Origin of the sequence: Nocardia huaxiensis (assembly GCF_013744875.1) — a bacterium.
Lineage (GTDB): Bacteria > Actinomycetota > Actinomycetes > Mycobacteriales > Mycobacteriaceae > Nocardia > Nocardia huaxiensis.
This window is the reverse complement of the sequence record NZ_CP059399.1, coordinates 3731430-3757861: the sequence shown is the minus strand read 5'-3', so window position 1 is coordinate 3757861 and position 26432 is coordinate 3731430. Positions and strand designations below refer to the sequence as shown.

24 protein-coding genes are annotated in these 26432 nt (G+C 68.3%); 11 read left to right on the top strand and 13 right to left on the bottom strand.

The window, feature by feature from the left end; genetic code table 11:
* The first annotated feature begins 131 nt into the window (after positions 1 to 131).
* From H0264_RS16725 to H0264_RS16715, 3 genes are read left to right on the top strand one after another with little or no spacing between them, the layout of a single operon-like run.
* Positions 132 to 974, top strand: a complete 843-nt coding sequence (locus H0264_RS16725) for an ABC transporter ATP-binding protein (RefSeq protein WP_220139995.1) — start codon at positions 132 to 134, stop codon at positions 972 to 974.
* Positions 964 to 1851, top strand: coding sequence for an ABC transporter permease (locus tag H0264_RS16720; protein ID WP_181584818.1), 888 nt, complete (start codon positions 964 to 966; stop codon positions 1849 to 1851). The genes H0264_RS16725 and H0264_RS16720 overlap by 11 nt, the downstream gene beginning before the upstream one ends.
* A gap of 2 nt (positions 1852 to 1853) precedes the next feature.
* The gene (locus H0264_RS16715) at positions 1854 to 2906 is read left to right on the top strand and encodes an ABC transporter substrate-binding protein (protein WP_244976208.1); all 1053 of its coding nucleotides are present in this window, start codon (positions 1854 to 1856) and stop codon (positions 2904 to 2906) included.
* A 24-nt stretch (positions 2907 to 2930) separates the two neighbouring features.
* Here the strand turns inward: H0264_RS16715 and rarD are convergent, their stop codons facing one another.
* Positions 2931 to 3800 carry an EamA family transporter RarD gene (gene rarD / locus H0264_RS16710; protein ID WP_181585606.1) on the bottom strand — a complete coding sequence of 290 codons (870 nt, stop codon included), beginning with the start codon at positions 3798 to 3800 and terminating at the stop codon, positions 2931 to 2933.
* Between the two features lie 231 nt (positions 3801 to 4031).
* Between rarD and H0264_RS16705 the strand changes: the two genes are divergently transcribed.
* The gene (locus tag H0264_RS16705) at positions 4032 to 6470 is read left to right on the top strand and encodes a cation-translocating P-type ATPase (RefSeq protein WP_181584816.1); all 2439 of its coding nucleotides are present in this window, start codon (positions 4032 to 4034) and stop codon (positions 6468 to 6470) included.
* A gap of 149 nt (positions 6471 to 6619) precedes the next feature.
* Complete coding sequence (locus tag H0264_RS16700; protein ID WP_181584815.1) at positions 6620 to 7462, top strand: PhzF family phenazine biosynthesis protein; 843 nt, start codon at positions 6620 to 6622, stop codon at positions 7460 to 7462.
* 17 nt (positions 7463 to 7479) lie between these two features.
* Here the strand turns inward: H0264_RS16700 and H0264_RS16695 are convergent, their stop codons facing one another.
* The 4 genes from H0264_RS16695 to H0264_RS16680 all read right to left on the bottom strand — a co-directional run bounded on the left by H0264_RS16695 (position 7480) and on the right by H0264_RS16680 (position 11780).
* Positions 7480 to 8646 (bottom strand): ABC transporter permease, encoded by a 1167-nt coding sequence (locus H0264_RS16695; protein ID WP_181584814.1) that lies wholly within the window; start codon positions 8644 to 8646, stop codon positions 7480 to 7482.
* Entirely contained in the window at positions 8643 to 9521 is an 879-nt protein-coding gene (locus tag H0264_RS16690; RefSeq protein WP_181584813.1) for an ABC transporter ATP-binding protein, read from the bottom strand. Before H0264_RS16690 ends, H0264_RS16695 begins: the two co-directional genes overlap by 4 nt.
* Positions 9522 to 9535: 14 nt before the next feature.
* Positions 9536 to 10447 (bottom strand): ADP-ribosylglycohydrolase family protein, encoded by a 912-nt coding sequence (locus H0264_RS16685; RefSeq protein ID WP_181584812.1) that lies wholly within the window; start codon positions 10445 to 10447, stop codon positions 9536 to 9538.
* Positions 10448 to 10562: 115 nt separating this feature from the next.
* On the bottom strand, positions 10563 to 11780 hold the full coding sequence (locus tag H0264_RS16680) for a pyridoxal phosphate-dependent aminotransferase (RefSeq protein ID WP_276313998.1): 1218 nt from the start codon (positions 11778 to 11780) through the stop codon (positions 10563 to 10565).
* 86 nt (positions 11781 to 11866) lie between these two features.
* On the opposite strand from H0264_RS16680, the gene H0264_RS16675 reads away from it, so the two are divergent.
* Positions 11867 to 12442, top strand: a complete 576-nt coding sequence (locus tag H0264_RS16675) for a winged helix-turn-helix transcriptional regulator (RefSeq protein WP_181584811.1) — start codon at positions 11867 to 11869, stop codon at positions 12440 to 12442.
* A gap of 4 nt (positions 12443 to 12446) precedes the next feature.
* Here H0264_RS16675 and H0264_RS16670 read toward each other — a convergent pair whose 3' ends face one another.
* The 4 genes from H0264_RS16670 to lspA form a co-directional block, all read right to left on the bottom strand.
* Positions 12447 to 12956, bottom strand: coding sequence for an SRPBCC family protein (locus tag H0264_RS16670; RefSeq protein ID WP_181584810.1), 510 nt, complete (start codon positions 12954 to 12956; stop codon positions 12447 to 12449).
* Positions 12957 to 13047: 91 nt separating this feature from the next.
* Complete coding sequence (locus H0264_RS16665) at positions 13048 to 13695, bottom strand: hypothetical protein (RefSeq protein ID WP_181584809.1); 648 nt, start codon at positions 13693 to 13695, stop codon at positions 13048 to 13050.
* Between the two features lie 24 nt (positions 13696 to 13719).
* Positions 13720 to 14646: an RluA family pseudouridine synthase gene (locus tag H0264_RS16660; protein ID WP_181584808.1), complete on the bottom strand. Its 927-nt coding sequence runs from the start codon at positions 14644 to 14646 to the stop codon at positions 13720 to 13722.
* A complete protein-coding gene (gene lspA, locus H0264_RS16655; protein ID WP_181584807.1) occupies positions 14643 to 15287 on the bottom strand; it encodes a signal peptidase II in 645 nt (214 codons plus the stop codon). Before lspA ends, H0264_RS16660 begins: the two co-directional genes overlap by 4 nt.
* A gap of 193 nt (positions 15288 to 15480) precedes the next feature.
* On the opposite strand from lspA, the gene H0264_RS16650 reads away from it, so the two are divergent.
* The 3 genes from H0264_RS16650 (at position 15481) to H0264_RS16640 (ending at position 17660) form a co-directional block, all read left to right on the top strand.
* Positions 15481 to 16371, top strand: coding sequence for a hypothetical protein (locus H0264_RS16650; RefSeq protein WP_181584806.1), 891 nt, complete (start codon positions 15481 to 15483; stop codon positions 16369 to 16371).
* 15 nt (positions 16372 to 16386) lie between these two features.
* The gene (locus H0264_RS16645; RefSeq protein WP_181584805.1) at positions 16387 to 17112 is read left to right on the top strand and encodes a hypothetical protein; all 726 of its coding nucleotides are present in this window, start codon (positions 16387 to 16389) and stop codon (positions 17110 to 17112) included.
* Positions 17113 to 17189: 77 nt separating this feature from the next.
* On the top strand, positions 17190 to 17660 hold the full coding sequence (locus H0264_RS16640; protein WP_181584804.1) for a VOC family protein: 471 nt from the start codon (positions 17190 to 17192) through the stop codon (positions 17658 to 17660).
* 74 nt (positions 17661 to 17734) lie between these two features.
* Here the strand turns inward: H0264_RS16640 and H0264_RS16635 are convergent, their stop codons facing one another.
* The 3 genes from H0264_RS16635 to H0264_RS16625 all read right to left on the bottom strand — a co-directional run bounded on the left by H0264_RS16635 (position 17735) and on the right by H0264_RS16625 (position 23147).
* Positions 17735 to 21034 carry an arabinosyltransferase domain-containing protein gene (locus H0264_RS16635; protein WP_181584803.1) on the bottom strand — a complete coding sequence of 1100 codons (3300 nt, stop codon included), beginning with the start codon at positions 21032 to 21034 and terminating at the stop codon, positions 17735 to 17737.
* An 83-nt stretch (positions 21035 to 21117) separates the two neighbouring features.
* Positions 21118 to 21624, bottom strand: a complete 507-nt coding sequence (locus H0264_RS16630; protein ID WP_181584802.1) for a WKL family lipoprotein — start codon at positions 21622 to 21624, stop codon at positions 21118 to 21120.
* Positions 21625 to 21821: 197 nt separating this feature from the next.
* Complete coding sequence (locus H0264_RS16625; protein WP_181585604.1) at positions 21822 to 23147, bottom strand: DNA polymerase IV; 1326 nt, start codon at positions 23145 to 23147, stop codon at positions 21822 to 21824.
* A gap of 143 nt (positions 23148 to 23290) precedes the next feature.
* Here H0264_RS16625 and H0264_RS16620 point away from each other — a divergent pair, with 143 nt between their 5' ends.
* Together H0264_RS16620 and H0264_RS16615 are read left to right on the top strand one after the other, a co-directional pair.
* Positions 23291 to 24169 carry a UTP--glucose-1-phosphate uridylyltransferase gene (locus tag H0264_RS16620; protein ID WP_181584801.1) on the top strand — a complete coding sequence of 293 codons (879 nt, stop codon included), beginning with the start codon at positions 23291 to 23293 and terminating at the stop codon, positions 24167 to 24169.
* 149 nt (positions 24170 to 24318) lie between these two features.
* Positions 24319 to 25338 (top strand): alpha/beta hydrolase, encoded by a 1020-nt coding sequence (locus tag H0264_RS16615; protein ID WP_420832069.1) that lies wholly within the window; start codon positions 24319 to 24321, stop codon positions 25336 to 25338.
* 46 nt (positions 25339 to 25384) lie between these two features.
* On the opposite strand, the gene H0264_RS16610 is transcribed toward H0264_RS16615, so the two are convergent.
* Positions 25385 to 26398 carry an SMP-30/gluconolactonase/LRE family protein gene (locus H0264_RS16610; RefSeq protein WP_181584800.1) on the bottom strand — a complete coding sequence of 338 codons (1014 nt, stop codon included), beginning with the start codon at positions 26396 to 26398 and terminating at the stop codon, positions 25385 to 25387.
* Positions 26399 to 26432: the final 34 nt, after the last annotated feature.

The following is a 26432-nucleotide window of genomic DNA, read 5'->3' as shown; positions in this document are numbered from 1 at the left end:
CCCATGAGCAGAACGAGCAAAACGTCGGAATTGCCGCTTGTGCGGGTAGCGCACACAAGGGGGTGCAGTGTGACCCGGGCCACGTAGCTTCTGTCCAACGCCGCATGAACGGCACGGAAACAGGAGCAGCAATGACCAACCCCAACGGCACGCCGTTGATCGAATCGGGCGGTGCGCCGCTGATCGAACTGCGCGGTGCGACAAAGCGTTTCCCGGGTACGAACGGTGGCATCCACACCGCCGTGCGCGACCTGAACTTCACGGTCGCCCCGGGCGAGTTCGTCGCCGTGGTCGGCCCGACCGGCTGCGGCAAGTCCACCACCCTGTCGCTGGTGTCGGGCCTGGAACCCGCCTCGGCCGGACGCACCCTGGTGCGCGGCAGCGATGTGCGTGGCATCCCGGACGGCATCGGCTACATGTTCCAGCAGGATGCCGTGCTGCCGTGGAAGACGGTCCTCGACAATGTCGCGCTGGGCCCGCACTTCCGGGGCATCGGCAAGAAGGAGGCCCGCGAACGCGCCGGGCGCTGGGTGCGCACGGTCGGCCTCGGCGGATTCGAGGGCTACTACCCGCATCAGCTGTCCGGCGGTATGCGCAAACGCGTCGCGCTGGCCCAGACCCTGGTGAACGAGCCCGAGATCATCCTCATGGACGAGCCGTTCAGCGCGCTCGACGTGCAGACCCGCCAGCTCATGCAGGACGAGCTGCTGCGCGTGTGGTCCGGGACGAACGCCGCGGTCATCTTCGTGACCCACGATCTCGAGGAGGCCATTGTGCTGGCCGACCGCGTGGTGGTCATGACCGCGAGCCCGGCCACCGTGTGCGGTGATTTCCGCGTCACGCTGGAGCGCCCGCGCAATGTCGAGGAGGTCCGGCTCACCGAGGAGTTCCGCGATCTCTACAAGGAAATCTGGGAAACGCTGCGCGATGAGGTCGAGGCGGCGCGCAAGAAGGGAGCCTCCCGTGTCGCTTGACACCATGAGCAAGATCGCCACCGCCGCACCGGAATTCGAGGTGGAGACCGAGGAGCAGATCCTCGCGCGGGTGCGCAACAACGCGCGCAGGGCCAAGGCGCGGACGTGGGGTCTGCGGGCGCTGCTGGTGGCGCTGTGGCTGGGCTCCTGGGAGCTCACCGCCAGCCTGTGGATCGACCCGTTCTTCTACTCCAAGCCGTCGCTCATCTGGCAGCGCCTGGTCGAATGGTTCACCGAGGGAACGCAATTCGGGTCCATCTGGCTCCAGCTCTACACGACCGTGCAGGAGGCCGTGCTGGGCTTCGCCATCGGCACCGTGGCCGGTGTCGTGCTGGGCGTGCTGCTGGGCCGCAGCCGCTACTGGGCCGATGTGCTGGCCCCGTTCATCAAGGCGCTCAACGCGGTTCCGCGCATCGTGCTGGCCTCGCTGTTCATCATCTGGTTCGGCCTGGGCCTGAGTTCCAAGGTCGCCACCGTGGTGGTGCTGGTGTTCTTCGCGGTGTTCTTCAATGCCTTCACCGGCGCTCGCGAGGTGGACGGCAATGTCATCAACAACGCGCGCATCCTGGGCGCGTCGCGGCGGCAGGTGCTGACCTCCATCGTGCTGCCGAGCGCCACCACCTGGATCCTGTCCTCGCTGCACACCGCCTTCGGTTTCGCGCTCATCGGCGCGGTGGTCGGCGAATACGCCGGCGCCAGCAAGGGTTTGGGTCTGCTCATCTCGAACGCGCAGGGCACCTTCGACGCGGCCGGCATCTACGCGGGCATGATCATCATCACCGTGGTGGCGCTGGTGGCGGAGTGGCTGATCGGCATGGCCGAGAACCGGCTGCTGAAATGGCGTCCGTCGCAGGCCGGCTCGAATCACGGGGTGTGATCGTGAAGTATCGCAAGCACATTGCCGTGGTGCTGCTGGCCGTGAGCTCGCTGCTGCTGGCCACCGGCTGTCGTGATTCCCGCAGCATTCCGGTCAAGGACGGCCGTCCGCAGATCACCATCATGGTCGGCGGCCTGGAGAAGGTCATCTACCTGCCCGCCATGCTCACCCAGCAGCTCGGCAACTTCGAAGCCAATGACATCGACGTGAAGCTGCTGGGCGAACAGTCCGGCGCGAACGCCGAAACCGCCTTGCTGACAGGCGATGTCCAGGCCGTGGTCGGCTTCTACGACCACACCATCGACCTGCAGGCCAAGGATCAGTGCATCAAGACGGTGGTGCAGTTCGCGGACGTGCCGGGCGAGGTGGAACTGGTGTCCAAGCAGGATGCCGCCACCATCAAGTCCCCCGCCGACTTCAAGGGCCGCAATCTCGGTGTCACGTCGCTGGGTTCGTCGACCGACTTCCTCACCCAGGCGCTGGCCGGCCAGGCGGGCCTGAACACCTCCGACTACACCCGCGTGAAAGTCGGTGCGGGACAGACCTTCATCGCCGGCATGAACCACGACGGCATCGACGCGGGCATGACCACCGACCCCACCGTCGCCAAAATGGTGACCTCGGGTGAGGCCGAAGTCCTCATCGATATGCGCAACGAGCAGGGCACCCGCGCGGCCCTGGGCGGCCTCTACCCCGCCGCCTCGCTCTACATGCGCTGCGAGACAGTCGATTCGCATCCGGAGATCGTCCAGAAGCTGGCCAATGCCTTCGTTCAGACGCTCCAGTGGATCAAGTCGCACACCCCGGAGGAGATCGCCGCGAAGATGCCCTCGCAGTACGCGGGCGGCAATCCGGACCTCTACATCAAGTCCGTGCGCGACTCGATCGTCATGTTCAACGGTGACGGGCTCATGAAACGCGAAGGCGCGGAGAATGTTCTGCGCATCCTGGGCCAGTACTCCCGCAATGTGAAACCGGTCGCCGACCGCATCGAGCTGGACGCCACCTACACCAATCAGTTCGTCGAACAGGCGCTGCGGCTGCCCGCGCAGTAACAACCGATTCCGGAGCCCGCGCACTCATGAGGGGGTGCGCGGGCTTCGGCGTGCCCGGCGCAGCGCGTCGAAGGTGAAGACGGCCAGGGCCAGCCAGATCAGGCCGAAGCCGGCCCAGCGGGAGGCGGGCATGTATTCGTGCACGACCCAGACGCCCCAGGACAGCTGTAGCGCCGGGGTGAGGTACTGCAGGATTCCCATGGTGGACAGCGGGACTCGGGGTGCGGCCAGGGCGAACAGCACCAGCGGGACCAGGGTGACCGGGCCGGTGGACATGAGCAGCGCGGTGTGCGCGAGGCTGGAGCCGAAGGTGATGTCGCCGGTGAGGGCGAGCACGACCACGGCGATCACGGCGAACGGCGCGGCGGAGATGCCCTCGGCGGCCAGGCCGGGCAGGGCGTCCAGACCGATCACCTTCTTGATCAGGCCGTAGGAGGCGAAGGAACAGGCCAGGATCAAGGCGATCCAGGGCGGGCGACCGTAGTCGACGGTGAGGACCACCACCGCCAGCGCGCCCAAACCGAGTGCGGCCCACTGCCATCGGCGCAGGCGCTCACGAAAGATCAAGACACCGAAGGCGACCGTCACCAGCGGGTTGATGAAGTAGCCGAGGGCGGCCTCCACGACGTGGCCGGACATCACCGCGTAGACGTAGACGCCCCAGTTGATGGCGATGGCCAGCGAGGCCGCGGCGGCCAGCCGCCAGGTGCGCCAGTCGATGCGCAGCATTTCGCGCAGCCGCCCGGCCACGAGCAGGGCCAGCAGGGAGGCGACCAGCGTCCACAGGATGCGTTCGGCCAGCACCTCGATCGGGCTGGCGAAGGTCAGCAGGCCGAAGAAGGCGGGGAAGGAACCCCAGATGAAGTACGCGCCGACGCCGAATCCGACGCCCACATTCTGTCCGGACCTGGCGGCGGGCGGGGGCTCGGCGACCCCGACGGCTTCGGCCGCCGCGTTCGCTCCCGCACCACCCGGACTCGCAGCTGCCTCACTCACCGACCAACCGTAGCGTGAGATTGTTACCAGGTGAAACTAGTTTGCCGTTATGGCCGGATCCGGCGGACCGGCAGCTCGGATTAGCGTCGCCTACCTGCATTTTCCCGCACGCCCTCTAGGCTGTCGGTCATGTCGATCACCGCGCAGGCCGCGAGCCCACCGACCGGATTGACCTCGGCCGAGGTCGAGCAGCGTCGCCGGGACGGTCTCACCAACGATGTGCCGGAACGGGCCAGCCGGTCCGTGCGCGACATTGTGCGCGCGAATGTGTTCACCCGCATCAATGCGATTCTGGGCGTGCTGTTCATCCTCGTCATGGCGACCGGATCGATCATCGACGGGATGTTCGGGCTGCTGATCGTCGCCAACAGCGCGGTGGGCATCATCCAGGAGGTCCGGGCCAAGCGGACCCTCGACCAGCTCGCCATTGTCGGCCAGGCCAAGCCGGTGGTGCGGCGTGAGGGCAAGGCCACCGCGGTCGCGCCGCAGGAGGTCGTGCTCGACGACATCATCGAGCTCGGCCCCGGCGATCAGATCGTGGTCGACGGCGAGGTGGTGGAGGCCGAACTCCTCGAGGTCGACGAGTCGCTGCTCACCGGTGAGGCCGACCCCATCGACAAAGGCATTGCGGCGCAGGTCATGTCGGGCAGCTTCGTGGTGTCCGGCAGCGGCGCGTACCGGGCCACCAAGGTCGGCAAGGACGCCTACGCGGCCAAGCTCGCCGACGAGGCCAGCAAGTTCACGCTGGTGAAGTCGGAGCTGCGCAACGGCATCGACACCATTCTGAAAGTCATTACCTACCTGCTGATTCCGGCGGGCCTGCTGTCGATCTACAACCAGCTGGTGTCGAGCAAGGAGTCCTGGCGGCCCGCCGTCAACGGCATGGTGGCGGCGCTGGTGCCCATGGTGCCCGAGGGCCTGGTGCTGATGACCTCCATCGCCTTCGCGGTGGGCGTGGTGCGGCTGGGGCAGCGCAAGTGCCTGGTGCAGGAACTGCCCGCGATCGAGGGCCTGGCGCGCGTGGACGTGGTGTGCGCCGACAAGACGGGCACGCTCACCGAGAACGGCATGCGGCTGTCCGAGATCAAGCCGATCGCCGACACCAATGGTATTGCGCTGGACCAGGTTCTGGCGGCGCTGGCGGCCAACGATCCGCGGCCCAATGCGAGCATCTCGGCCATTGCCGAGGCGCTGCCGGACTCCCCCGGCTGGAAGCCGACCGGGGTCGCGCCGTTCTCCTCGGCCAAGAAGTGGAGTGGCTTCTCCTTCGGCGAGCACGGCAACTGGCTCATCGGCGCGCCCGATGTGCTGCTCGATCCGGCCTCCGAAACCGCCGCTCTCGCACAGGAAATCGGCTCCAAGGGCCTGCGCGTGCTACTGCTGGCCAGCAGCGACCGCGCCGTGGACGCGGCCGATGCGCCCGGCACCGTCACCCCGGCCGCGCTGGTGATCCTGGAGCAGAAGGTGCGCCCCGACGCCAAGGGCACCCTGGAATACTTTGCCTCGCAGGGCGTTTCGACCAAGGTCATCTCCGGCGACAATGCCGTCTCGGTCGGCGCGGTGGCGACCTCGCTGGGCATGGCGGGCGGCGACCATCCGGTGGACGCCCGCACCCTGCCCACCGATCAGAACGAGCTCGCCGATGTGCTCGACCACGACACCGTCTTCGGCCGGGTGCGCCCGGATCAGAAGCGGGCCATGGTCGGAGCGCTGCAGTCGCGCGGTCACACCGTCGCCATGACCGGCGACGGCGTCAACGACGTGCTCGCGCTCAAGGATGCCGATATCGGCGTCGCCATGGGCTCGGGCAGCCCGGCCACCCGCGCGGTGGCGCAGATCGTGTTGCTGGACAACAAGTTCGCGACGCTGCCGTACGTGGTCGGCGAGGGCCGCCGGGTGATCGGCAATATCGAGCGGGTCTCCAACCTGTTCCTCACCAAGACCGTGTACTCGGTGGTGCTGGCGTTCCTGATCGGCATCGCCGGCGTGGGTTCGCAGATCTTCCACTACGAGGCCATCGGCTATCCGTTCCTGCCACGGCACGTGACGATCGCGGCCTGGTTCACCATCGGCATTCCGGCGTTCATCCTGTCGCTGGCGCCGAACAATGAACGCGCGCGCAGCGGTTTCGTCGGTCGCGTCATGCGCTTGGCCATACCTTCCGGTTTGGTCATCGGTGTCATGACCTTCATCTCCTACCTGTTCGCCTACGAGGGTCCGGATGCCTCGCAGACGGAGAAGGTGCAGGCGGGCACGACCGCGCTCATCACGCTGCTGATCATCGCGGTGTGGGTGCTGGCGATCGTGGCGCGGCCGTGGAACTGGTGGAAGATCCTGCTGGTCTCGGGTTCCGTTGCGGGATACCTGATTCTGTTCTCGCTGCCGTTCACCCGCGAGTTCTTCAAGCTGGATCCGTCGAACGTGGCGCTCACCACCACCGCGTTCATACTGGGCGGTATCGGCATTGTGCTGGTCGAGGTGGCGTGGTGGGTGAGTGCGCGCATGCAGGGCGAGACCCCACATCTGCTGCCGAGCTCGCCGGGCGAAAAGCCCTTGGAAAAGGTCTGATTCACGCCTGACACGGAATTCTGAAACGGCGGTCGCACCCCCTCGGGTGTGGCCGCCGTTCTCGCACAATCCAACTGGTCGCATGGTTTGGCTCGCCGTGAACTGTCTTGTCCTGGGCAGACATTGAAATGCCGGGTACCTTCAGCGTCATGGAGGTCCTCCTGCATCAGATCGACGCGTTCGCCGACGAACCGTTCTCCGGAAACCCCGCCGCGGTCATGCCGCTCCTGTCCTGGCTACCGGACGACCTGCTGCAGCGCCTCGCCGAGGAGAACAACCTCGCCGAAACCGCCTTCTACACCTCGGCCCTGCCACCGGACGCCGGTGCGCCGCCGGACAACTCGCCCGCCTTCCACCTGCGCTGGTTCACCCCCACCGTCGAGGTCGACCTGTGCGGCCACGCCACCCTCGCCGCCGCCGCGCAAATCCTCGACGACATGCATCCCGGCGCCGACCGCGTGCACTTCTACACCCGCTCCGGCTGGCTGCGGGTGGACCGCGACCACGACAATCTCGTCCTCGACCTCCCCACCGCCACCTCGGTGGAAATCGATGTGCACGACGATATTCCGCAAACCCTCGCGCACGCCCTCGGCGTCCGCCCGCTGCGCGTCTACGACGGCACCGACATAGTCCTCATGGTCACCTCCGAACTCGAGGTCCGCGACGCCCGCCCCGACTTCGGTGCCTTCCCCACCCTGCACCGCGGCGTCATCCTCACCGCCGCAGGCGAATCCAGCGATTTCGTCTCCCGCTTCTTCGCCCCCGGCCAGGGCATCCCCGAAGACCCCGTCACCGGCTCCGCCCACGCCCAGCTCACGCCCCTGTGGAGCCGCGAACTCGGCCGCACCAGCCTCACCGCCCGCCAGCTCTCCAAACGCGGCGGCGCGTTGCGCTGCACCCTGTCCGGCGACCGCGTCCGGCTGTCCGGCCGCTGCCGCCGCTACCTGGACGGCGTTGTGCGCCTGGCCGATCCGGCCCCGAAGGACTGATCGGCCAGGCGCACCGATCAGTCCTCGACCGCCAGGGCCTGGCGGAGGGTGAGGCGGGACTGGGTCTGCATGAGGGAGCGGCGGTAGAGCTTTTCGGCGATCATGACGACGGCGTAGGTGAAGGCCGCGGTGATCAGCAGGGCCGGGATGGGTTCCCACCAGGCCGCCGTGCCTTCGGCGATGCGGCTGGGCATGGCCACGGTGGAGACGATGGGGACGTACGACGCGATGGTCAGGGCCTTGCCGGAGAGGAAGATTCCCGCGAAGAGGACGGCCATGATGAGGATGGACAGCGGAGTCGAGGTGGACTGCAGGTCCTCGGTGCGGGTGGCCAGGGCGCCCGCCACCGCCCAGAGGCTGGCCAGGGCCAGGAAGCCGACCACGAAGAAGATGATGAACCAGGCTGCGGCGCTGCCGATCTGGCCGAGCTGCGCGGATTTTCCGGTGGCCGCCAGGCCGATCAGGCCGGCGCAGACGAAGGCGGCCAGCTGGGCGAAGGCCATGATGGTGTTGCCCACCACCTTGCCGATCAGCAACTGGCGCACGGGGATCGCGCTCGCCAGGATTTCCACGATGCGGTTCTGCTTCTCCTCGATGACGCTCTGCGCGATGGACATGCCGAACAGCAGCGAGGCCAGGTAGAAGAGGAAGGCGATGATGAAGGCCACCACCTTGGCCAGGCCAGTGTCGACCGCGCCCTCGTCGAGGACGTCGTAGGTGACCGCGGAGCCGCTCGCCAGCTGGTCGAGGGAGGTGCCGGCGGCAGTCGCATTGCGCTGCAGGGCAATCTGACGCACCGCGCCGCCCAGATAGGTGGAGGCGTTCTCGTTCTCGCCGGTCTTGCCGATCAGCCGCCAGCCGCCCGCGGCCGGGACCAGGCCGACGTCGGCGTCGCCGTCGCGCACCCGCTGCTCCACGGTGGCCTCGTCGACGGCCGCCATGGCGGTGAAATCGACCTTCTTGCGGGCCTGCTCGGCCAGGTCATTGGCCGTCATGACCACCTGGCCGGAATCGGTGCCGCTGACCGCGACCGAGATGTGCTCGGTCCGGTTCGCCACGATGCCGCTGATGGCCAGCGACGCCACAATGGCCACGATGGTGATGAGCGTGGAGACGATGAAGTTGCGGTCGCGCAGCTTCACCGAGATCTCGCGTTCGGCGACGATGCGCCACGCGCCGGTCATGCCGTCACCTCCCGGTAGATTTCCGAAACCGATTGCCGCACCGGGGCGAACTCCCGCACCGAGCCGTGCCCCAGCGCGGCGGTGAGCAGGTCGTCGATGGTCGCGCCGGTCAGCTCCAGCAGAATGCTCGCGCCGTCCACCTCGAGGACGCGCACCCCGCCGAAGCCCGCCAGCCAGCCCGGATCGCCGTCGAAGACGAGTCGATAGCGGGCCGGGCCATTACCCGCCAGCTCCTTCACCGCACCGCTGGCGACGACCCGGCCCTTGGCCAGGATCACCAGGTCGTCGCAGAGCCGCTCCACCAGATCCAGCTGGTGCGAGGAGAACAGCACCGGAACACCCTGTCCCGCATACTCTCTGAGCAGATCGGCCATGGCGTCGATGGCGGTGGGATCCAGGCCGGAGAACGGCTCGTCCAGAATCAGCAGCGACGGCTGCGCGATCACGGCGGCCGCGATCTGCACCCGCTGCTGATTGCCCAGCGACAGCGACTCCAGCTTATCCTTGGCGCGGTCGCCCAGATCGAAGCGCTCCAGCAACTCGCTCGCCCGGCGGCGGGCGTCACCGGCCGAAAGTCCGCGCAGCCGGGCCAGATACACGAGCTGGTCGAGCAGCGGCTGCTTGGGATACAGGCCGCGTTCCTCGGGCATGTAGCCGAAGGTGCGCCGATCCTCGAAGGTCACCGGCCGGTTCTCCCAGTGGATCTCGCCGCCGTGCACGGCCAGCACGCCCATGATCATGCGCATGGTGGTGGTCTTGCCCGCGCCGTTGCCGCCGACGAATCCGGTCAGCGCGCCCGGCGCGACGGTGAACGACACCTCGTTCACGGCGATATTGTCGCCGAAACGGCGGGTCAGATGAACGACTTCCAACATCGAAACCCCTTGTCTCAGAGCGCGGTCAGTCGATCGGTGAGAGCGAGCAGGTCGTCGGCGCGATACCCCGGGTAGCCGTGCAGCAGGTCGCGCCAGCGCTGCGGAATGGCCGAGGCGCCCCAGCGCGCGCCCAGCAGCCCGCCCGCGATGGCGGCCGTGGTGTCGGTGTCGCCGCCCGCGCGCACCGCCAGTTCCAGTGCCCCGGGCAGTGTTTCGGCGTTCGTAATGGCCCACCAGGCGGTCTGCAGGGCGTGCACCACCCAGCCGTTCTTGGGGAAGTCCTCCGGCGAACCGGTCTCGGCCCGGTCCAGCAGCGGGCCCCAGAAGCCGGCGTCTACCAGCGAAAGCGATTCCCGCACACCGTCGTACGTGCCGTACAGCACGGCGTGCCGGATGGCGAGGGTCCACAGTTTGCAGGCGCCGATGGCCTGCTCGTCGTAGTGCGTCAGCGAACTCACCAGCGCGGCGGCCTTCTTGCACAGCATTTCGTCGCCGAGGTAGGCCAGCGCCACCGGCGCGGTGCGCATGAGCGAGCCGTTGCCGGCCTTGAGGCCGCCCAATTCGTGGGCGTGGACCTGCATTTCGCGACCGGAGGTGGAGCGCCACTGCAGGATCTGCGCGGTCTGATTGCCCACATCCGGCGGCTCGGAATCCCACCAGCGCACGAATTCCGCTGCGACGGCGTCCAATCCGGATTCCTCGTGCAGATTTCCGGCTTCCGCCCCCGCGCGGGCGATGGCGATGGCCATGGCGGTGTCGTCGGTCCACTCCCCCGGCGCCCAGTTGAACGCGCCCCCGCCGATCATGTCGATGACGACCTCCGGACGCGGATGCGTGAACTCGTACCCTGCGCCCAGCGCGTCCCCCGCCGCCGTGCCCAGCAGCACCCCGGCCGCCCGGTCGGCCTGCTCCGCGCTCAAATCCATCGATCCCGCCCTTTCCTCGATGAGTTGCGGACTCCACTGTTCCACATTCCGAGCAGGGCGGACGTCCGGTACCCGCCCGGGGGTGTCGCGGGCGGAAACCGGCCGGAGGCCGCTGCTACTGCCGGTACGTGGCCAGGAAGCGGCCGATCCGCTCGATGATGGCCTCCAGGTCGTCGGCGTGCGGCAGCGTCACGATCCGGAAGTGGTCGGGGCGGGGCCAATTGAAGCCGGTGCCCTGCACGATGTGGATCTTCTCCTGCAGCAGCAGATCCAGCACGAACTGTTCGTCGTCGTGAATCCTGTACTTGTCCAGGTCGATTCGCGGGAAGGCGTACAGCGCGCCCTGCGGCTTCACGCACGAGACGCCCGGAATGGCATTGAGCGCCTCCCACGCCCGGTCGCGCTGCTCGCGCAGCCGGCCGCCGGGCAGGGTCAGATCGTAGATGCTCTGATGCCCGCCGAGCGCGGCCTGAATCGCCTGCTGCGCGGGCACATTCGCGCTCAGCCGGAGTCCGGCCAGCATGGTCAGGCCCTCGAGGTAGTTCTCGGCGTGCTGGGTCGGCCCCGACACCACCAGCCAGCCGGACCGGAACCCGGCGCACCGGTACGCCTTGGACAGCCCGGAGAAGGTCAGGCACAGCAGATCCGGCGCGAGCGAGGCCGTGGCGACGTGGGCGCTGCCGTCGTAGCGGATCTTGTCGTAGATCTCGTCGGAGAACACCACGAGACTGTGCCGGCGGGCGACCTCGAGAATCTGGCGCAGCACCTCGGGCGGGTAGACCGCGCCGGTGGGATTGTTCGGGTTGATGATCACGATGGCGCGGGTGCGGTCGGTGATCTTGGCCTCGATATCGGCCACATCCGGATACCAGTCCGAGGACTCGTCGCAGATGTAGTGCACCGGACGGCCGCCGTTGAGCGCGGTCGCGGCCGTCCAGAGCGGGAAATCCGGTGCGGGAACGAGGACTTCGTCGCCGTTCTCCAGCAGCGCGGTCATGGCCATCATGATGAGTTCGGAGACGCCGTTGCCGATGAAGACCTCCTCGACGTCCACATCGGTCAGCCCGAGGGTCTGGTAGTACTGCACCACCGCGCGCCGCGCCGACAGCAGGCCCTTCGACGGGCCGTAGCCGCTCGAGGCCGGCAGATTGCGGATGATGTCCTGCAGGATCTCCGCGGGCGCTTCGAAGCCGAAGGGCAGCGGGTTGCCGGTGTTGAGTTTGACGACGTGATGGCCCTCGGCCTCCAGCCGTGCGGCGTGCTCCGCGACCGGTCCCCGGATCTCGTACGACACACCCGCCAGCTTGCTGGACTGTTTGACCTGCATGGCCATCCCTTCTCGTTCCGGTTGCCGCACACTCTACTTGGAATTTCCAAGTTTGCACTTGGAATTTCCAAGCGATTCGTTACAGTGGGATCGTGCCACGTCGAAGCTACGACCACTACTGCGCCGTCAGCCGGGCCCTCGACATTGTCGGCGACCGCTGGAGCCTGCTGGTGGTGCGCGAATTGTGTTCCGGTCCACGCCGTTACAGCGACCTGTTCGCCGACCTACCCGGCATCAGCACCGATATGCTCGCCGCCCGCCTCAAAGACCTGGAACGCGAAGGCATCCTGACCCGCGGCCGCACCGGCACCCGCGCCGCCACCGCGGTCTACGAGCTCACCGCCACCGGCCTGACCCTGCGCCCGGTCCTCGACTCGCTCTCCACCTGGGGCACTCCCCTGCTCGGCGAGCGCCGCGCCACCGACGCCGTGCGCGCCCACTGGTTCGCGCTGCCGCTGGGACGCGCTGTGGCGCAGGTGCTTCCCGAGGGCACCGCCACCATCCACATCGGCGACACCGTGCTGCACTACGTGGTGAACGACACCGGCATCACGCACTACGACGGCCCCGCCGCCGCACCGGATCTGGAACTGCACCTCGACCTCACCGCCGCGATCGATGTGGCCACGGGCGTCCGGCCCCTCGCCGAGGCCGCCACCGCTCGATGAGTTCCTAGGGCCGGGCCTCGGCGATCTCCCGCAGCCTGTGCAGTGACTGCTGTAACCCGTGCAGGGCGAGGTTGTCGCGTGGCTTGCCGAGCGGTCCCGACACCTTCAAGAGCTTGAGAAGCAGTGCGGTGTCGGGCCATCGGCGATATTCGGTGACGAGCGTGCCACCCGAGGCCGGTTGCAGCCGGTAGCCCCAGCGGGTGCCGATCCCGTGCACCTGGAATTCGAAATGGCGATCGGGCTCGACGACGGTGATCTGGCACGGGGTCGCCCACACCACCGGACCGATGCGGTTCACGCCCACGAACCACGCGCCCGGGACCGGGGTGCGGGATCGGCTGAGCCAGACTCCGGCGCGATTCTCCGGGCTCCAGCGGCCCATGCGGGTGATGTCCGAGACGAGGTCCCAGAGCCGTTCCGGCGGAGCCGAAATGAACAGGGAGTACTCGTCGTGCAACCCGTCGGGCGTGTGCGTGCGCACCACCGCGGTGGGACGTTTGATTCTGCTGAGCATGCGACAACCCGATTCCGGCAGCCATACCGTTTTTCACAGTATCGTCTGAGACAGAATCGGCGCAGCGGTCACCGGCTGTCAAGGCCCGGCTTCAGTTGTCCGGCACCGGTCCGTCGTCGGGTCCGGGCTTCACGTACTCCGCGTGCTCGGGCAGCAGCGGAGCCACCGCGAACACACCGGCCGACGCGTCGGCGGGCAGCGCCTCGACCGCGCGCACACCGGGAAGCGCGGCCAGCGAGCGGAGTTCGGGGAGCGTGCCGTGCAGCACCAGGCCGACCAGGCAGGCGCAATTGCCGCGAAGCCGTGCGGCGACAACGGCATTGGTGCGGTTCGAGCGTTCGCTGAACGCCTGCGTGGCGGCGACCATATCGGCGGCGGCCGTCTGCGAGGCCGCCGCCACCGCCGGATTCGACGGCACCACGACCGTAATCACCGGCGTGGCCACCCGATCCAGCGGCACGTGGTACAGCACCCGCGAAACCCGCAGTCCGGCCGTGAATTCCGGAATCCGCGCGGCGGTGATGCCGGAGCCGAACGACATCAGCGCCCAGTGCTTCCCGGAGTCGCTGCCCTGCAGGGTTTCCCGCGCGAAGGTCAGGTAGTCGGCAACGGGCTCACCGTTTTCCGGACCCAGCCGATCCGTGGAGATCACCGCGGGCTTCGGCGGGAACGCCCAGCCCAGCACCAGGACGAGAACCGCGAAAACCACGGCGGCCACCGCGATCCCGGCCCGGCGCACACTCTTCGATTGGAGGTTCAAGGGTCAGTGCGCTCGCAGGACGTCGAGCGCGTTCTCCAGATCGGCGGGGTACTCACTGGTTATCTCCACCCAGCGGCCGTCGGCCGGATGGTTGAACCCGAGCTGACGGGCGTGCAGCCACTGCCGTTCCAGGCCCAGCCGTTCGGCCAGCCGCGGATCCGCGCCGTAGGTGAGGTCACCGCAGCAGGGATGCCGGATGGCGGAGAAGTGCACGCGAATCTGGTGTGTGCGACCGGTTTCCAGGTGGATGTCGAGCAGGCTCGCCGCCTGGAACGCCTCGACGGTGTCGTAGTGCGTGACCGAGGGCCGCCCGTCGGCGGTCACCGCGAACTTCCAGTCGTTGCCGCGCGCCCGCCCGATCGGGGCGTCGATGGTGCCGCTGCTCGGATCCGGATGCCCTTGCACCAGAGCGTGATACCGCTTGTCCACGGTGCGCTGCTTGAACGCCCGCTTGAGGACGGTGTACGCGTGCTCGGACTGCGCCACCACCATGACACCGGAGGTGCCGACGTCCAGCCGGTGCACGATGCCCTGCCGTTCGTGCGCGCCGGAGGTGGAGATGCGGTAGCCCATGGCGGCCAGCCCGCCGACCACCGTCGGCCCGGTCCAGCCCACGCCGGTGTGCGCGGCCACGCCGACCGGCTTGTCCACGGCCACGATGTCGTCGTCGGCGTACAGGATCTTCATCCCGTCCACGGGCGTCGCCTCGACGGTGAGTTCGCGCTTGGGCTCGGGGAATTCGACCTCCAGCCAGGAACCCGCGGTCAGCCGATCGGACTTCCCGGCGGCCACCCCGTCCAGCTGAACCGAACCCTCCTCCGCCATGGATGCCACCGCGGTTCGCGAAAGTCCGAGCAGCCGCGACAATCCCGCGTCCACCCGCATCCCGTCGAGCCCGTCCGGCACCGGCATCGAGCGCGTTTCCCTCATTTGGTCTTCTCCTCCGAAGTCTCGTCCTCCTCATGCTTGTGCGCCCGCGTGCCGTCGGGTTCGAACCCGAACAGCGTCAGCGCCACCAGCAGAATCGCACCGCACACGATCGCCGAATCGGCGACATTGAACACCGGCCACCAGCCGATCGCCACGAAATCGACCACATGCCCCTGCAGCGGTCCCGGCGCGCGGAACAGCCGGTCGATCAGATTGCCCAGCGCGCCGCCGAGCACCATGCCCAGCCCGATCGCCCACGGCAGCGACCGCAGCGTGCGGCCGATGCGGATGACACCGATCACCACCGCGGCCGCGATCAGCGTCAGCAGCCAGGTCATGCCGGTCGCCATGGAGAAGGCCGCACCGGGATTGCGCACCAGGCTCAGGCGCGCCCAATGCCCGATCAGATAGATGGGCTGCCCCGGCGTCATGGTCGCGACCACGATGCACTTGGTCAGCAGATCCAGGCCCAGCAGCACCGCGGCCAGGATCAACACCGTCCGCAGACGACGCGGCGGCTGATCCTCGGCCACCTGCTCGACCGCCTGCGGATCGGTCTGCGCCGCCTCCTCGGCTGGGGCCTGGTCGGCTGGTTCGTCTGCGCCCGATTCGCGCGGCCGGTCGGTACTCACACCGGACATCTTTCCTTATCGCGATCCGGCGCCTGCGAACCGCTCGCATCCCAGCTGATTATCAGGATCGGGCCGTAACCTGTTCGACGTGACGGTGTTGTCTTCATCCCCCAGCTCGGCGAACGCCACCGCACCCTGCACCGGTTCATCCGGTCGATCGCGATCCGGCTCGCGCGGCGCGAGATCCAGTGTCCTGCTCGTCATGCTGGCGGTCGCCCTGTCCGCGTTCGGGGCCGGCTGCGGCGACGGGTCGGATTCGACCACCGACGCCGACGGCGCCGATCCCCTCGTCGGGATGGGCGAAGGGGTCACGGTGCCGATCTCGGCCGTCACCACCACGATCCTCGACAGCGGTGCGGCGCCGCGCACGGCCCTGCGGCCCGTGGTGGCCCCGGGCACCACCCAGCAGGTCACGCTGACCACCGACCACCACATCGAGCAGCAGATCAATGCGCAGGCGGTGCGCGACTTCTCACCGCCGAGCATCACCATCCCGCTCACCGCCGAGGCCGGTGACGACGATGTGCAGCTGACCCTGGGCAGCGTCACCTCCCCCGATCCGGCGCTGGCCAAAGCGCTGCTGCCACTGGACGGTTCGCGCGCGGGCTTCGACATCAGCGAACTCGGCGCGATCACCGCGCTGCGGCTCGCCCCCAAACCCGCCACCTCCGATGCCGCGCGCGCCGCCCTGGAGCAGTCCTTCTATCAGGCGGTGTACCAGTCGATCTGCTTCCCGGACGAGGCCGTCGGGGTGGGCGCGGTGTGGACGGTGCGCCAGCAGGTCTCGGGCAGTGTGCCCCTGGATCAGGTGACCACGGCCACGCTGATCCATCGCGAGGGCAGCCTGCTGACCATCCACCTGAATGTGGTGCAGACGCCGAAAACCACGGTGTGGCAGCTGCCCAATCAGGCCGGGCAGCTGGAGATCGTCGACTACCTCATGCACGGTGAGGGCGACATCACCGTCGATCTCGGTCTGCCCCTGCCGGTTTCGGGCTCGGTAGAGGTCGGCGGCAATCAGACCTACCGGGATCCCAACAGCGCGGTGACGCTACGCCAGACGCTGCGCACCCAGGTGCAGTGGGGGGCGTGAACTACAGTGCCTGATGTGGCGCTGAGCAGAACCCTTCCCGGCCGCGGCGCGCTCGCGGCACTGGCCGGCCTGGTGGCCGTGACCGTCTCGGCCTGCGGCTCCGACGAGCCCGCCGAGACGCTGCCGGCGCTGCAACCGACCGTGCGGCCGCCGACGCTGGCGAATGCGGTGCCCTTGACCGATGTCCCGCTGCGCAACAGCCTGCTGGACGAGACCAAGCTGCCCGACGGGTACATCGCGCTCAACGATCCGCCGCCGGGCACCGTCACCGGCGCGGGCGCGGCCACCGACCCGGCGCAGTGCGCGAAAGTGCTGTCGCCCGTGGGCGAACAGGCTCCCGGCGCGGTGTCGCAGGCCGTGGCGCAGTTCAGCGGACCGGATTTCGAGAGTGTCGACATCGATGCCGCGTCGTATGCGAACGGCGCGGCGGCACAGGCGTTTTCGCAGGTGCAGTCACTGTTGCAGGGGTGTACGACGTTCTCCGGCAAGGACGCCGACAATGTGGCCGTGGACTTCCGGCTGGGCGGGCTGGAGCAGCCGCAGGCCGGGGACGCCTCGACCGCGTTCCGGGTGCAGACCTCGAGTCAGGGCTTCACGCTCTACACCGCGGTCAGCCTGACCATGGTGGGGTCCACGGTGGTGCAGATCGCCATGTCCGGCGCGACGGAGCCCGATCCCCAGCGGCTGAGCGCGCTCACCGCCGAACAGGTGGCGAAACTGCGGGCCGCAACCGGTTCATAGGGCTGGACATCGGCGCACAGCTGTCGGACCCCCGGCGTAGTTTCGAGACGTCCGACACATTCGATCGGAGGTTTCCGATGTCCGATGTCAAACCCATTCCCGAGGGCTACCCGACCGTCTGCACGGCGCTCGCCATCGACGGGGCCGCGCACGCCATCGATTTCTACAAGCGCGTGTTCGGCGCGGCCGAGAGATTCCGCATGCCGGGGCCGGACGGCAAGGTCATCCACGCTGAACTGCAGTTCGGCGATTCCGTGCTCATGCTCGGCGAACCCGCGCCCGAGCTCGGCATCCTCGACCCCAAGGGGGTCGGCGGCACCCCGGTCACCCTCTACACCTACGTCGAGGACTGCGACGCCGTGCACGCCGCCGCGGTCGCGGCCGGAGCCAAGGATCTGCGGGCCCCGACCACCGAGTTCTACGGCGACCGGGTCGCCACCTTCGAGGACCCGTGGGGCCACCGCTGGTCGGTCGCCACCCACGTCGAGGATGTCAGCCCGGAGGAGATGGACAAGCGCATGGCCGCACTACAGGGCGGCACAGCGTAACCCGTACCGCGTAAGCGGTTCTGCCGCCACAACCTCCGCACCCGCTTCAATGCCGAAACGGGTGCGGATCGCCGTCAGCGCCAGCCGAGCACGTTGATCGGACCCGGGCTCCACAGCCCGGAGCGATCCTCGGTGGTCACCGTCGGGCGCGCCGGGACGGCGGAATCGTCGATGCGCGAGAACCGTTGCAGCTCACCCCAATCCGTGCGCCAGGACTTGTCCAGGTAGGTGGCCACGGTCTGCGGGCGCAGCAGCAGCGAACTCCAGCCCAGCGGGCCGCCGCTGTCGTGGTTCTGCCACAGGTTGGTGTCCTTGGCCCCGCCCCGGTCGGGCAGGATGCGCCACTGCGGCGTCTCGGCGATGCCGTCGTGGTGCTCGTACGGCCGCTGGCACGGAACCTGTAGCCCCACAGCCCAATCCAGCAGCACGGGCGCGTCGGAGCCGACGACCTGCTGCAGAGTGCGGGTCTGCGGGACGCGCGGCGGGGTGAGCGCCACCCACTGCTTGGGGTTCTGATCGCGATCGATGGCCACCAGGCGGATCACCGTGGCCTCGGCCGGGATATCGGTGAACGGCACCCGCAGGTTCCGCCACGTCGGAGACGGGCCGATATCGATGGGCGCGACGCTGCCCAGCTCCCGCACCGCACCCGTGGAATCGACTGTGCCGTACTCGATCTCGACGGACTGGCCGGCAGTGACCGCACCATGCGGATCGACCGAGCGCACCCGGCCGGCCGCGGTGATCGCGATGATGCCGTCGCGCCCCTCGGCCCCGGGCAGCCGGTACCAGCCGGTGGTGAGGCTCGCCGCCGACTCGGTCGTGCCGTAGCTGCCGAGCACCGGCGTGGTGGCCGGGTTCAGCCCGAACGGCAGTGCGGCCGTGGTGGTTCCGGCCGACTCGTCCTTCTCGGCGCTGTTGAGCGCGGAGACGATGGCGCTGCTGTCGACCTCGTCGTCGGCCTTCAGATCCGGAGCCACGCCGCCGGGCACGAAACCGGAGGCGTCGGCGGCGAAGGTGGCGGCGGCATCACCGGTCAACGGGGCCAGCATGCCCGCGTTCGGATCGGTCTCGACCAGCACGTCATTGGCGATACCGCACGGCTTGCCCAGCACCGCGTCGACATTCGACTTGGCCAGCGAGAAACCGGGGTACTGCGACACCGCGCCCTTGGCGAGCGAGCCCACCTCGAACAGCACCATGAACGCGGCCACCACCGTCAGCGGCGGAATGGCCACCAGCCGCCAGCCGCCCCGGGAAATACGGTGCGGCGTACCGGGTTCCGGCGCGCGCACATGGAACCATCCGGCCAGCGCGAGCAGGGCCAGCGCCAGCACCAGCAGCAGCTTGTTCACACCGTATCCGGCCAGCACGACCGGCTTGTCGTTCCACGGGATGCCCCAGTTCGACACGTACCACCAGCCATTGATGCTGGAGAACGTGATCGCCAGCAGGAAGGCCACGATGGCGGCGAACAGCGCGCGATTGCGCGGCGACCGCATGACCCGCGGTCCGACCGCCACCGCGGCCACCACCGCGACGCATCCGGCGAGCCCGGCGTAGACGCCATTGTGGTGGGTCCACTTGGTGGGCGTGGTCATCATGAGCAGGATGACGCCCACGCTGGTGCCCAGCAGGCGGCGCACCGGCCCGGCGGCGGTGAACGGAATGCGACCGCCCTTGCGCAGCAGCACGAGTGCGCACACCGCCAGGCCGAGCCAGAACATGAACATGCCGAAGCGCCGCGCCACCGAGCCGTCGATGGTGGGCATGAACAGGTACTGGTAGCGCAGATATTCGTCGTACCACTTCACATTCGGGCCGACGATGTCGTGCACGCGCGACATCTCGAACATGGCCGCGAGGGTCTGATCGCCGAAGGCCGCCACCAGCACCACGGTTCCGGCCGCGGCCACCGGGGCGAGCAGCGTCAGGTACGCGCCGAAACGGGTGCGCAGCACGGTCCAGAATCCGGCGTCCGCGGGCACCGGCTTGCTCAGCGCGCTCGCCCGCTGGTCCAGAATCCGCCACATGGGTCGGATGCCGGCCAGCAGCGGCGCGAGGCAGATCAGACCCGAAGGTCCTGCGGTGCAGGCGAATCCGCCGATCATGGCCGCGACCGCGTAGGGCAGCAGCCGTCGCGTGGCAATGGCTCGCTCCACCGACACCCAGGTCAGCAGCACCGAAATCGCCACGGCCGCTTCGGGTCGCAGGCCGTTGTTATAGGGCAGCCACACCGCCAGGAAGCCCAGGCCGCCGGTCCACACCGCGACGCGGTTGCGCGAAATACGCGTTCCCAGACGGGGAATCACCTCGCGGCTGATCACCAGCCAGGAGATGATGCCCGCCAGCAGCGCGGGCAGTCGCACGAACGGGCTGGCCGGGGTGATCAGCGCCAGGTACCCGAACAGCGAGTGGTACAGGCCGACCGGGTTCTCCGGCACGCCGAAGTAGGCGAAGTAGTTGGCCATGTAGCCCGATGGAATCGAGGCGCGGCCCATGCCGAAGAGGTACCCGTCGTCGGCGGTGGTGGCCCCGATGAAATGCCAGAGCACCAGCGTGCCCAGCACCACGGCGTCGACCGGCTGCGGCCGCCACCACCGGCGCGGCAGGAACCGGCGGGTCCGGCGGCCGTCGCGGCGATCGAGCCGGAACAGCGCGTAGAGCGCGATCAGCGTGCCGAGGATCGCCGTCCAGATGGCGATGCGCTTGAGCAGCGCCGGGGTCGAGGAGAAGCGGCTGTCGACCTGTGCGGTGGCCGTGGCCCCGTCGGCGGACTTCAGATCGCTGTAGATGCCGACCAACTGTGGCCGATAGTCACCGTCGAGGGTCACCGGCGCGACCGTGCTGCCGGTGAGTTCCGCGGTCGCCTGCGTCATGCCCGCGTGCACGATCAGCGTGGATTCCGGGCTCAGTTCCGCCAGCGGCACGCTGACCAGCGACTGGTCCCGCAGCACCGCCTCGAATCGAGCGGGCTGCACCGTGCCGTCGTCGGCGGTCTTCTCCGGCTCGACCCATGCCATGAAGCCGTAGCGCCAGCGATCGGGCGCGCCGTCGGGTGTGCTGGCCAGCACCGTCCCGCCTTGCGAACCCACCTGCGCCACAGCCGAATACGGGATGGTGGCGTCGAAGCTCAGCGGCGCGTAGGAGACCAGCGGCGCCTCGATGCTCTGCGCCGACCCGCCCTGCGGCCACGAAATGGTGGTCTGGTCCATGCGGACGGGCAGGAAGGGCACCGCCAGCGCGGCCAGGAAGGCGATCAGACCGGCGAACAGGGCGAGCGGCCGTTCCCATCCCCTGTTGCGCGGTCTCGCGGGGTCCGGCTCGGCACTTCCGGCGGCTTCGTTCTCCGCCCTCTCCAACACGTCGGTCACGACGGGAGATAGTAAGGGGGCAAACCTGACAAAACCCTGTGGGGCCCGTCATCCGCGGTGGATGACGGGCCCGCGAGCGTCTGCTAGGCGCAGGCCGGGGAGGTCTGGTTGGCCAGCGAGAGGGTGTTGCAGATCCACTCCTTCTGGACCTTCCACTTGCCGTCCTCGGCCACGAACGGCACGACCATCTTCTGCGGCTGGCCGCCGTTGATGGAGGCGTCGGCGTCGGCGGTGATGGTGCCGTTGCCCAGATCGGTGACGCCGGTGACCGTGATGGTGGCGTTGTTCTGCTGGTAGGCCTCGGTCAGCCGCTGCGGCAGGGTGGGGTCGGCGGAGACGCCCTGCATCATGTCCAGCTTCTGATCGTTCGGAACGTTCGGATCCAGCGCCTTCTGCAGTTCCGCGTTGAGGTCCGCCGCGGTGGGCACGGCCGGCAGGTTGCCCTGCGGGGCGGTGGCCGCGGTGGTCTTCGAGGTGGTGGCCTTCGGCTTCGTTTCCTTCTTGTCACCCTCACCACACGCGGAGAGCCCGAGGGCGGTGACGATGGCCAGCGTGGCAACCGCGATACGTCCGGTCTTCTGAAGCTTCAACTGCTCGTCCTTTGCGTTCGAGTAGGTCCCTGGACTACGAGACAGGCGCCACAGAGGGGCGGCGCTGCACGGTGCCCGACACTACCAACGAGATACGCGGAAATCCGACTCGGAAACCGCCGCGGACGCACTTTCAGTCCGAATCCTCATAATTCGTGCACGGGCTTCTCAATTCGCCGGTGCGCCATGGCCGGATCTCAGCGCAGGCTGTCGAGCGGATCCGCGCGGGTCAGGCCCGGATCGTCGGCCGCGAAGGTGCGGGCGGGGCCGGGACCGGTGCTGCGGGTCTCGAAGCGGACGGTGACACGCCCGTGGCCCGAGCCCTGCACCCAGCCGTGCCCGAATTCCGGGTGCGCGACATCCAATCCCGGGTACCAGGTCTGGGTGGTGTAGGAGCGGGTCGGCGGCGGCACCACCGGTTCCGGGCCGAGCGCCAGCCCCAAAGTCGGCTCCTCCGAGACCGATTCGTTGGCCTCGACGGTTTGGTCCAGTTCCGGAAAGAGCGACTCCTGCCGAATCTCCGACAAACCCGCGAAACCCACGCCCACCAGACGAATCGGGCCCAGCTCGACCGGATCCAGCGCCGAGCGCTGCGCCGCCGCGGTGAGCGTGGTCAGATCCTCGGTGGCGTACGGCAGCGTGGACGAGCGGGTCACGATGCTCATATCCGCTTTCTTCAGCTTGAGCACCACCGTGCGGGCGGCCCGGCCGTCCTGGGTGAGCCGCCGGTGCGCCGAGGCCGCCATGGCATCGATGGCCGGGCGCAGCTGGGCGAGGGTGACGATATCGGTCTCGTAGGTGGTCTCGGCGCTGATCTGCTTGGCCTCCGCGCGTTCGGCGACCGGCCGATCGTCGATGCCGCGCGCCAGCCGGTGCAGCGCGATGCCCAGGCTGCTGCCGAGAATCGAGGCCGCCTCGGACTCGGGCAGCGCCGCGAACGCCCCCACGGTCTCGATACCCAGTGTGCGCAAACGGCTTTCGGCGACCGGGCCGACGCCCCAGAGCTTGCGCACCGGCAGCGCGGACAGGAAACCCTGCTGCTCGGCACGCGAAATCACCCGCACCCCATCGGGTTTGGCGAGACCGGAGGCGATCTTGGCCAGCTGCTTGCCGCTGCCCGCACCCACCGAGGCCACCAGGCCGGTGCGCTCGCGCACCGCGCGGCGCAGCGCCTCGCAGAAACTCAGCACCTGCTCGGGTGTCGCACCGGCCAATTCCGCGGGCTCGCCGAAGGCTTCGTCGAACGACAGCGTCTCCAGGATCGGAATGCGCTCGCGCAGCGTGTCGAAGACCTGCCCGCTGAGCTCGGAGTACACCGCACCGCGCGGCGGAATCACCACGCCGGTCACCCCCACCAGGCGTTTGGCCTGATGCATGGGCATGGCCGAGCGGGCCCCGAACACCCGCGCCTCGTAACTCGCCCCCGCCACCACGCCGCGCCCGCCCATGCCGCCCACCAGGACGGGCCGCCCGCGCAGGGTCGGCCGGGTCAGCTGCTCGACCGAGGCGAAGAAAGCATCCATGTCGATGTGGATCACCCAGCGCCCGCCGCCACCGGCGACAGCGCTGCGACCAGCGACTTTGCTATCGGCAGAGGTGTCCACAGTGGGCAATGTACGCGCGACTACCGACAAGTACGTCTGTTGAGGTATGTGATGATCGGATCATGACGATTCGCAAGGCCGTGATCCCGGCCGCAGGTATCGGCTCCCGGCTGCTGCCGCTGACCAAGGCGATTCCCAAGGAGATGCTCCCGGTCGGCGACAAACCGGTCATCGAGCACACCGTGCGCGAACTGGTCGCCTCCGGCATCACCGATATCACGATCGTGGTCAGCGCCGGAAAGTCCTTGATCCAGGACCACTTCCGGCCCAATCCGCAACTGGTCGCGCAGCTGCGCGCCGACGGCAAGGCCGCCTACGCCGACGCCGTGGAAGAGGTCTACGAACTGGGCCGCCTCGGCCACATCACCTACCTCGACCAGCACGGCCCCTACGGCAACGGCACCCCCGTGCTCAATGCCGCCCGCAATCTGGGCGACGAACCCATGCTGGTGCTGTGGCCCGACGACGTCTTCGTCGCCGAGGTGCCGCGCGCCCAGCAGCTCATCGACGCCTACGAGAAGACCGGCGCGCCCGTGCTGGCGCTCATGCCCATGGACCCGGCCGAATCCCAGCGCTACGGCGTGCCGGTCGTCGAGGAGACCATCGGCGAGGGGCTCATGCGCATCAGCGGGCTCAAGGAGAAGCCCAAGACCGCCGACGCGCCCTCCTCGTACGCGGCCATCGGCGGGTATGTGGTCACCCCCGGCATCATCGCGGAACTGCGCCGCCAGGTGGACAACTGGTACACCCACCGCACCGGCGAGGTGTATCTGACCGATGCCATCAACCTGTTCGCGGCCGAAAACCCGGTGTACGGCCAGGTGATTCGCGGCAGCTGGTACGACACCGGCAATCCGGCCGACTACCTGGTCGCCCAATTCGCCTCGGCGCTGGCGCATCCCGAGTACGGGCCGCTGCTGCGGCAGCTCGTCGGCGAGTGATCCTGCCGCACACGCCGTAGTGACTTGTCCCACTTGCAACATTTCGGGCTTATCGGAGATTATCCCTAGCGGGTCGGGAACCCGATGAGTTCGAAGGTTTGGTTTTGCTACGCGGTTCGGTTACGTGCGCGGCGACGCTCGCGACAGCGGTGAGTGCTCTGCTCGGTTCGATCACTGTGCTGTCCGCACCGGCGACGGCGACTCCCCCGCCCGATCCGATCACCAGCACCGCAACCCTCGCTGCCACACCGGTTTCCGAGGACGGCTCCCGCATCGCCGCCTTCGAGATCCGCGACGCGCGCAATCTGGTGCTGCGCGTGTGGTCCGCCGCCATGAACACCGACATCACCGTGGAGGTGCAGCGGCCGGCCGACGCCTCCGAACCGCGCCCGGTGCTGTACATGCTCAATGGCGCTGGGGGCGGCCAGGATACGGCCACCTGGAAGCGCAACACCGACTCCGTGTCGTTCTTCGGCGACAAGAACGTGAACGTGGTCATGCCGATCGGCGGCAAGCACAGCTACTACACCGATTGGCGCACAGCCGATCCCGCGCTCGGCACCAATATGTGGAAGACGTTCCTCACCGAGGAACTGCCGCCGATCATCGATGAAGCCCTGGACACCAATGGAGTTCGCGCCATCGCGGGCATGTCCATGTCCGGCACCTCGGTGTTGCAGCTGCCCATCGCCAAGCCGGGGCTGTACCGGGCGGTGGCGGCCTACAGCGGGTGCGCGCAGATCAGTGATCCCATCGGGCGCAAGTTCGCCGAGATCGTGGTGGGCATCGGCGGCGGCAATCCCGAGAACATGTACGGGCCGCCCGGCGATCCGGCGTGGGTGGCCAACGACCCGTACGTGCACGCCGAACAACTACGGGGACTGGAACTCTACGTCTCCAACGGCAGCGGGCTGCCCGGCCAGCACGACACCCTCTCCGATGTGCGCAGCCTCGGCCCGGCCGACGGCGGGCTCGCCCAGCAGCTCATCATCGGCGGCATCCTCGAGGCCGCGAGCGATTGGTGCGCCCGCAATCTCAAGGACAAGCTGGCGACGCTGGAGATCCCGGCGACCTTCGAGATCAGCCAGGCCGGAACGCATTCCTGGGGCTACTGGGAGGACGCGCTGCGCGACTCCTGGCCGGTGCTGGCCAGGGGCCTGGAGCTGTAAGCGCCTGCGGCGGTGCCGTATTCGCCTGCGGCGGTGCCGTATTCGGCTAGGGCAGCGGCACCACGACGACCCGGTTGTCGGCCATCGCCGGGACCCAGATATTGCGGCCGGTGCCGTCGAGGGTGAAATCGGCTGGGCCGCGCAGATTGTCGGGCAGCCTGACGGTGGCCGACAGCGACCCGTCCGGGTTGTACACCTGCACCGACCCGGCCTGATCCGGGTTGGTGGTCGAGACCCAGTCCGAGATCACGATGGTTCCATTGGCGGGCACCGCGATTCCATCGAGGACGCCGTGCACGCTCCCGACCCGCTGTGGCACCACCGGATTCTGGGTGAGATCCAGCCGCCACAGATCGCCGCCGGTGAAGTCGGCTCCGGTGCCGGCCACGAACGCCACTTTGCCCGACGGGTCCAGCGCGATGCCGTTCGCGCCCGGAATCGCCGTGGCCAGCGACTCGAAGGACTTGGACTCCAGATCCAGCCGGTACACGATGCCACGCAAGCTGTCGCTGACCAGCAAGGTTTTCGAGTCCAGCAGCGCGAGGTCATTCAGCATGGCGGGCTCGTCGCCCGACAGCGGCGCCTCGAACACCTGCCCGTGCGTGTCCACGTCGTAGCCGACCACGCGATCGATATCGGCCACGAATACGCGATTGTCGTGATGCGCCATGCCTTTCGGCGCGTGCAACGGCGGATCGCCCTGACGGGGCATGGCCTTGCGGGCGGTCACGGTGCCGACCGCGTTGAGTTCGGTGAGATACCCGTCGCCGTCCTTGGCGAGCGGTGCGCGCTCGGCGCCGACATTGGAGATGAACCAGCGGTCCTCGGCGAACAGCACGCTCTCCGGTGACGAAAAGCCCTCGAGGGAGCCGGGTTTGGCGACGGTACCGGGGCCGCCGCTGACCCGCGTGCCCTCGGCCGGGACATTCGCCTCGGGATCCGGCTCGGCGCCGCATCCGATCACGGTGGCGGCCAGCAGCAGCGCGCCGCCCAGCATGGCGGCAATCCGCGTGCGATTGCCGACTCTTGCCTCGGTGAAACCTTTCGACCCCTGGGACATGACGTCCACCTCCAGCGGAAGGTCCCGCCCCGAC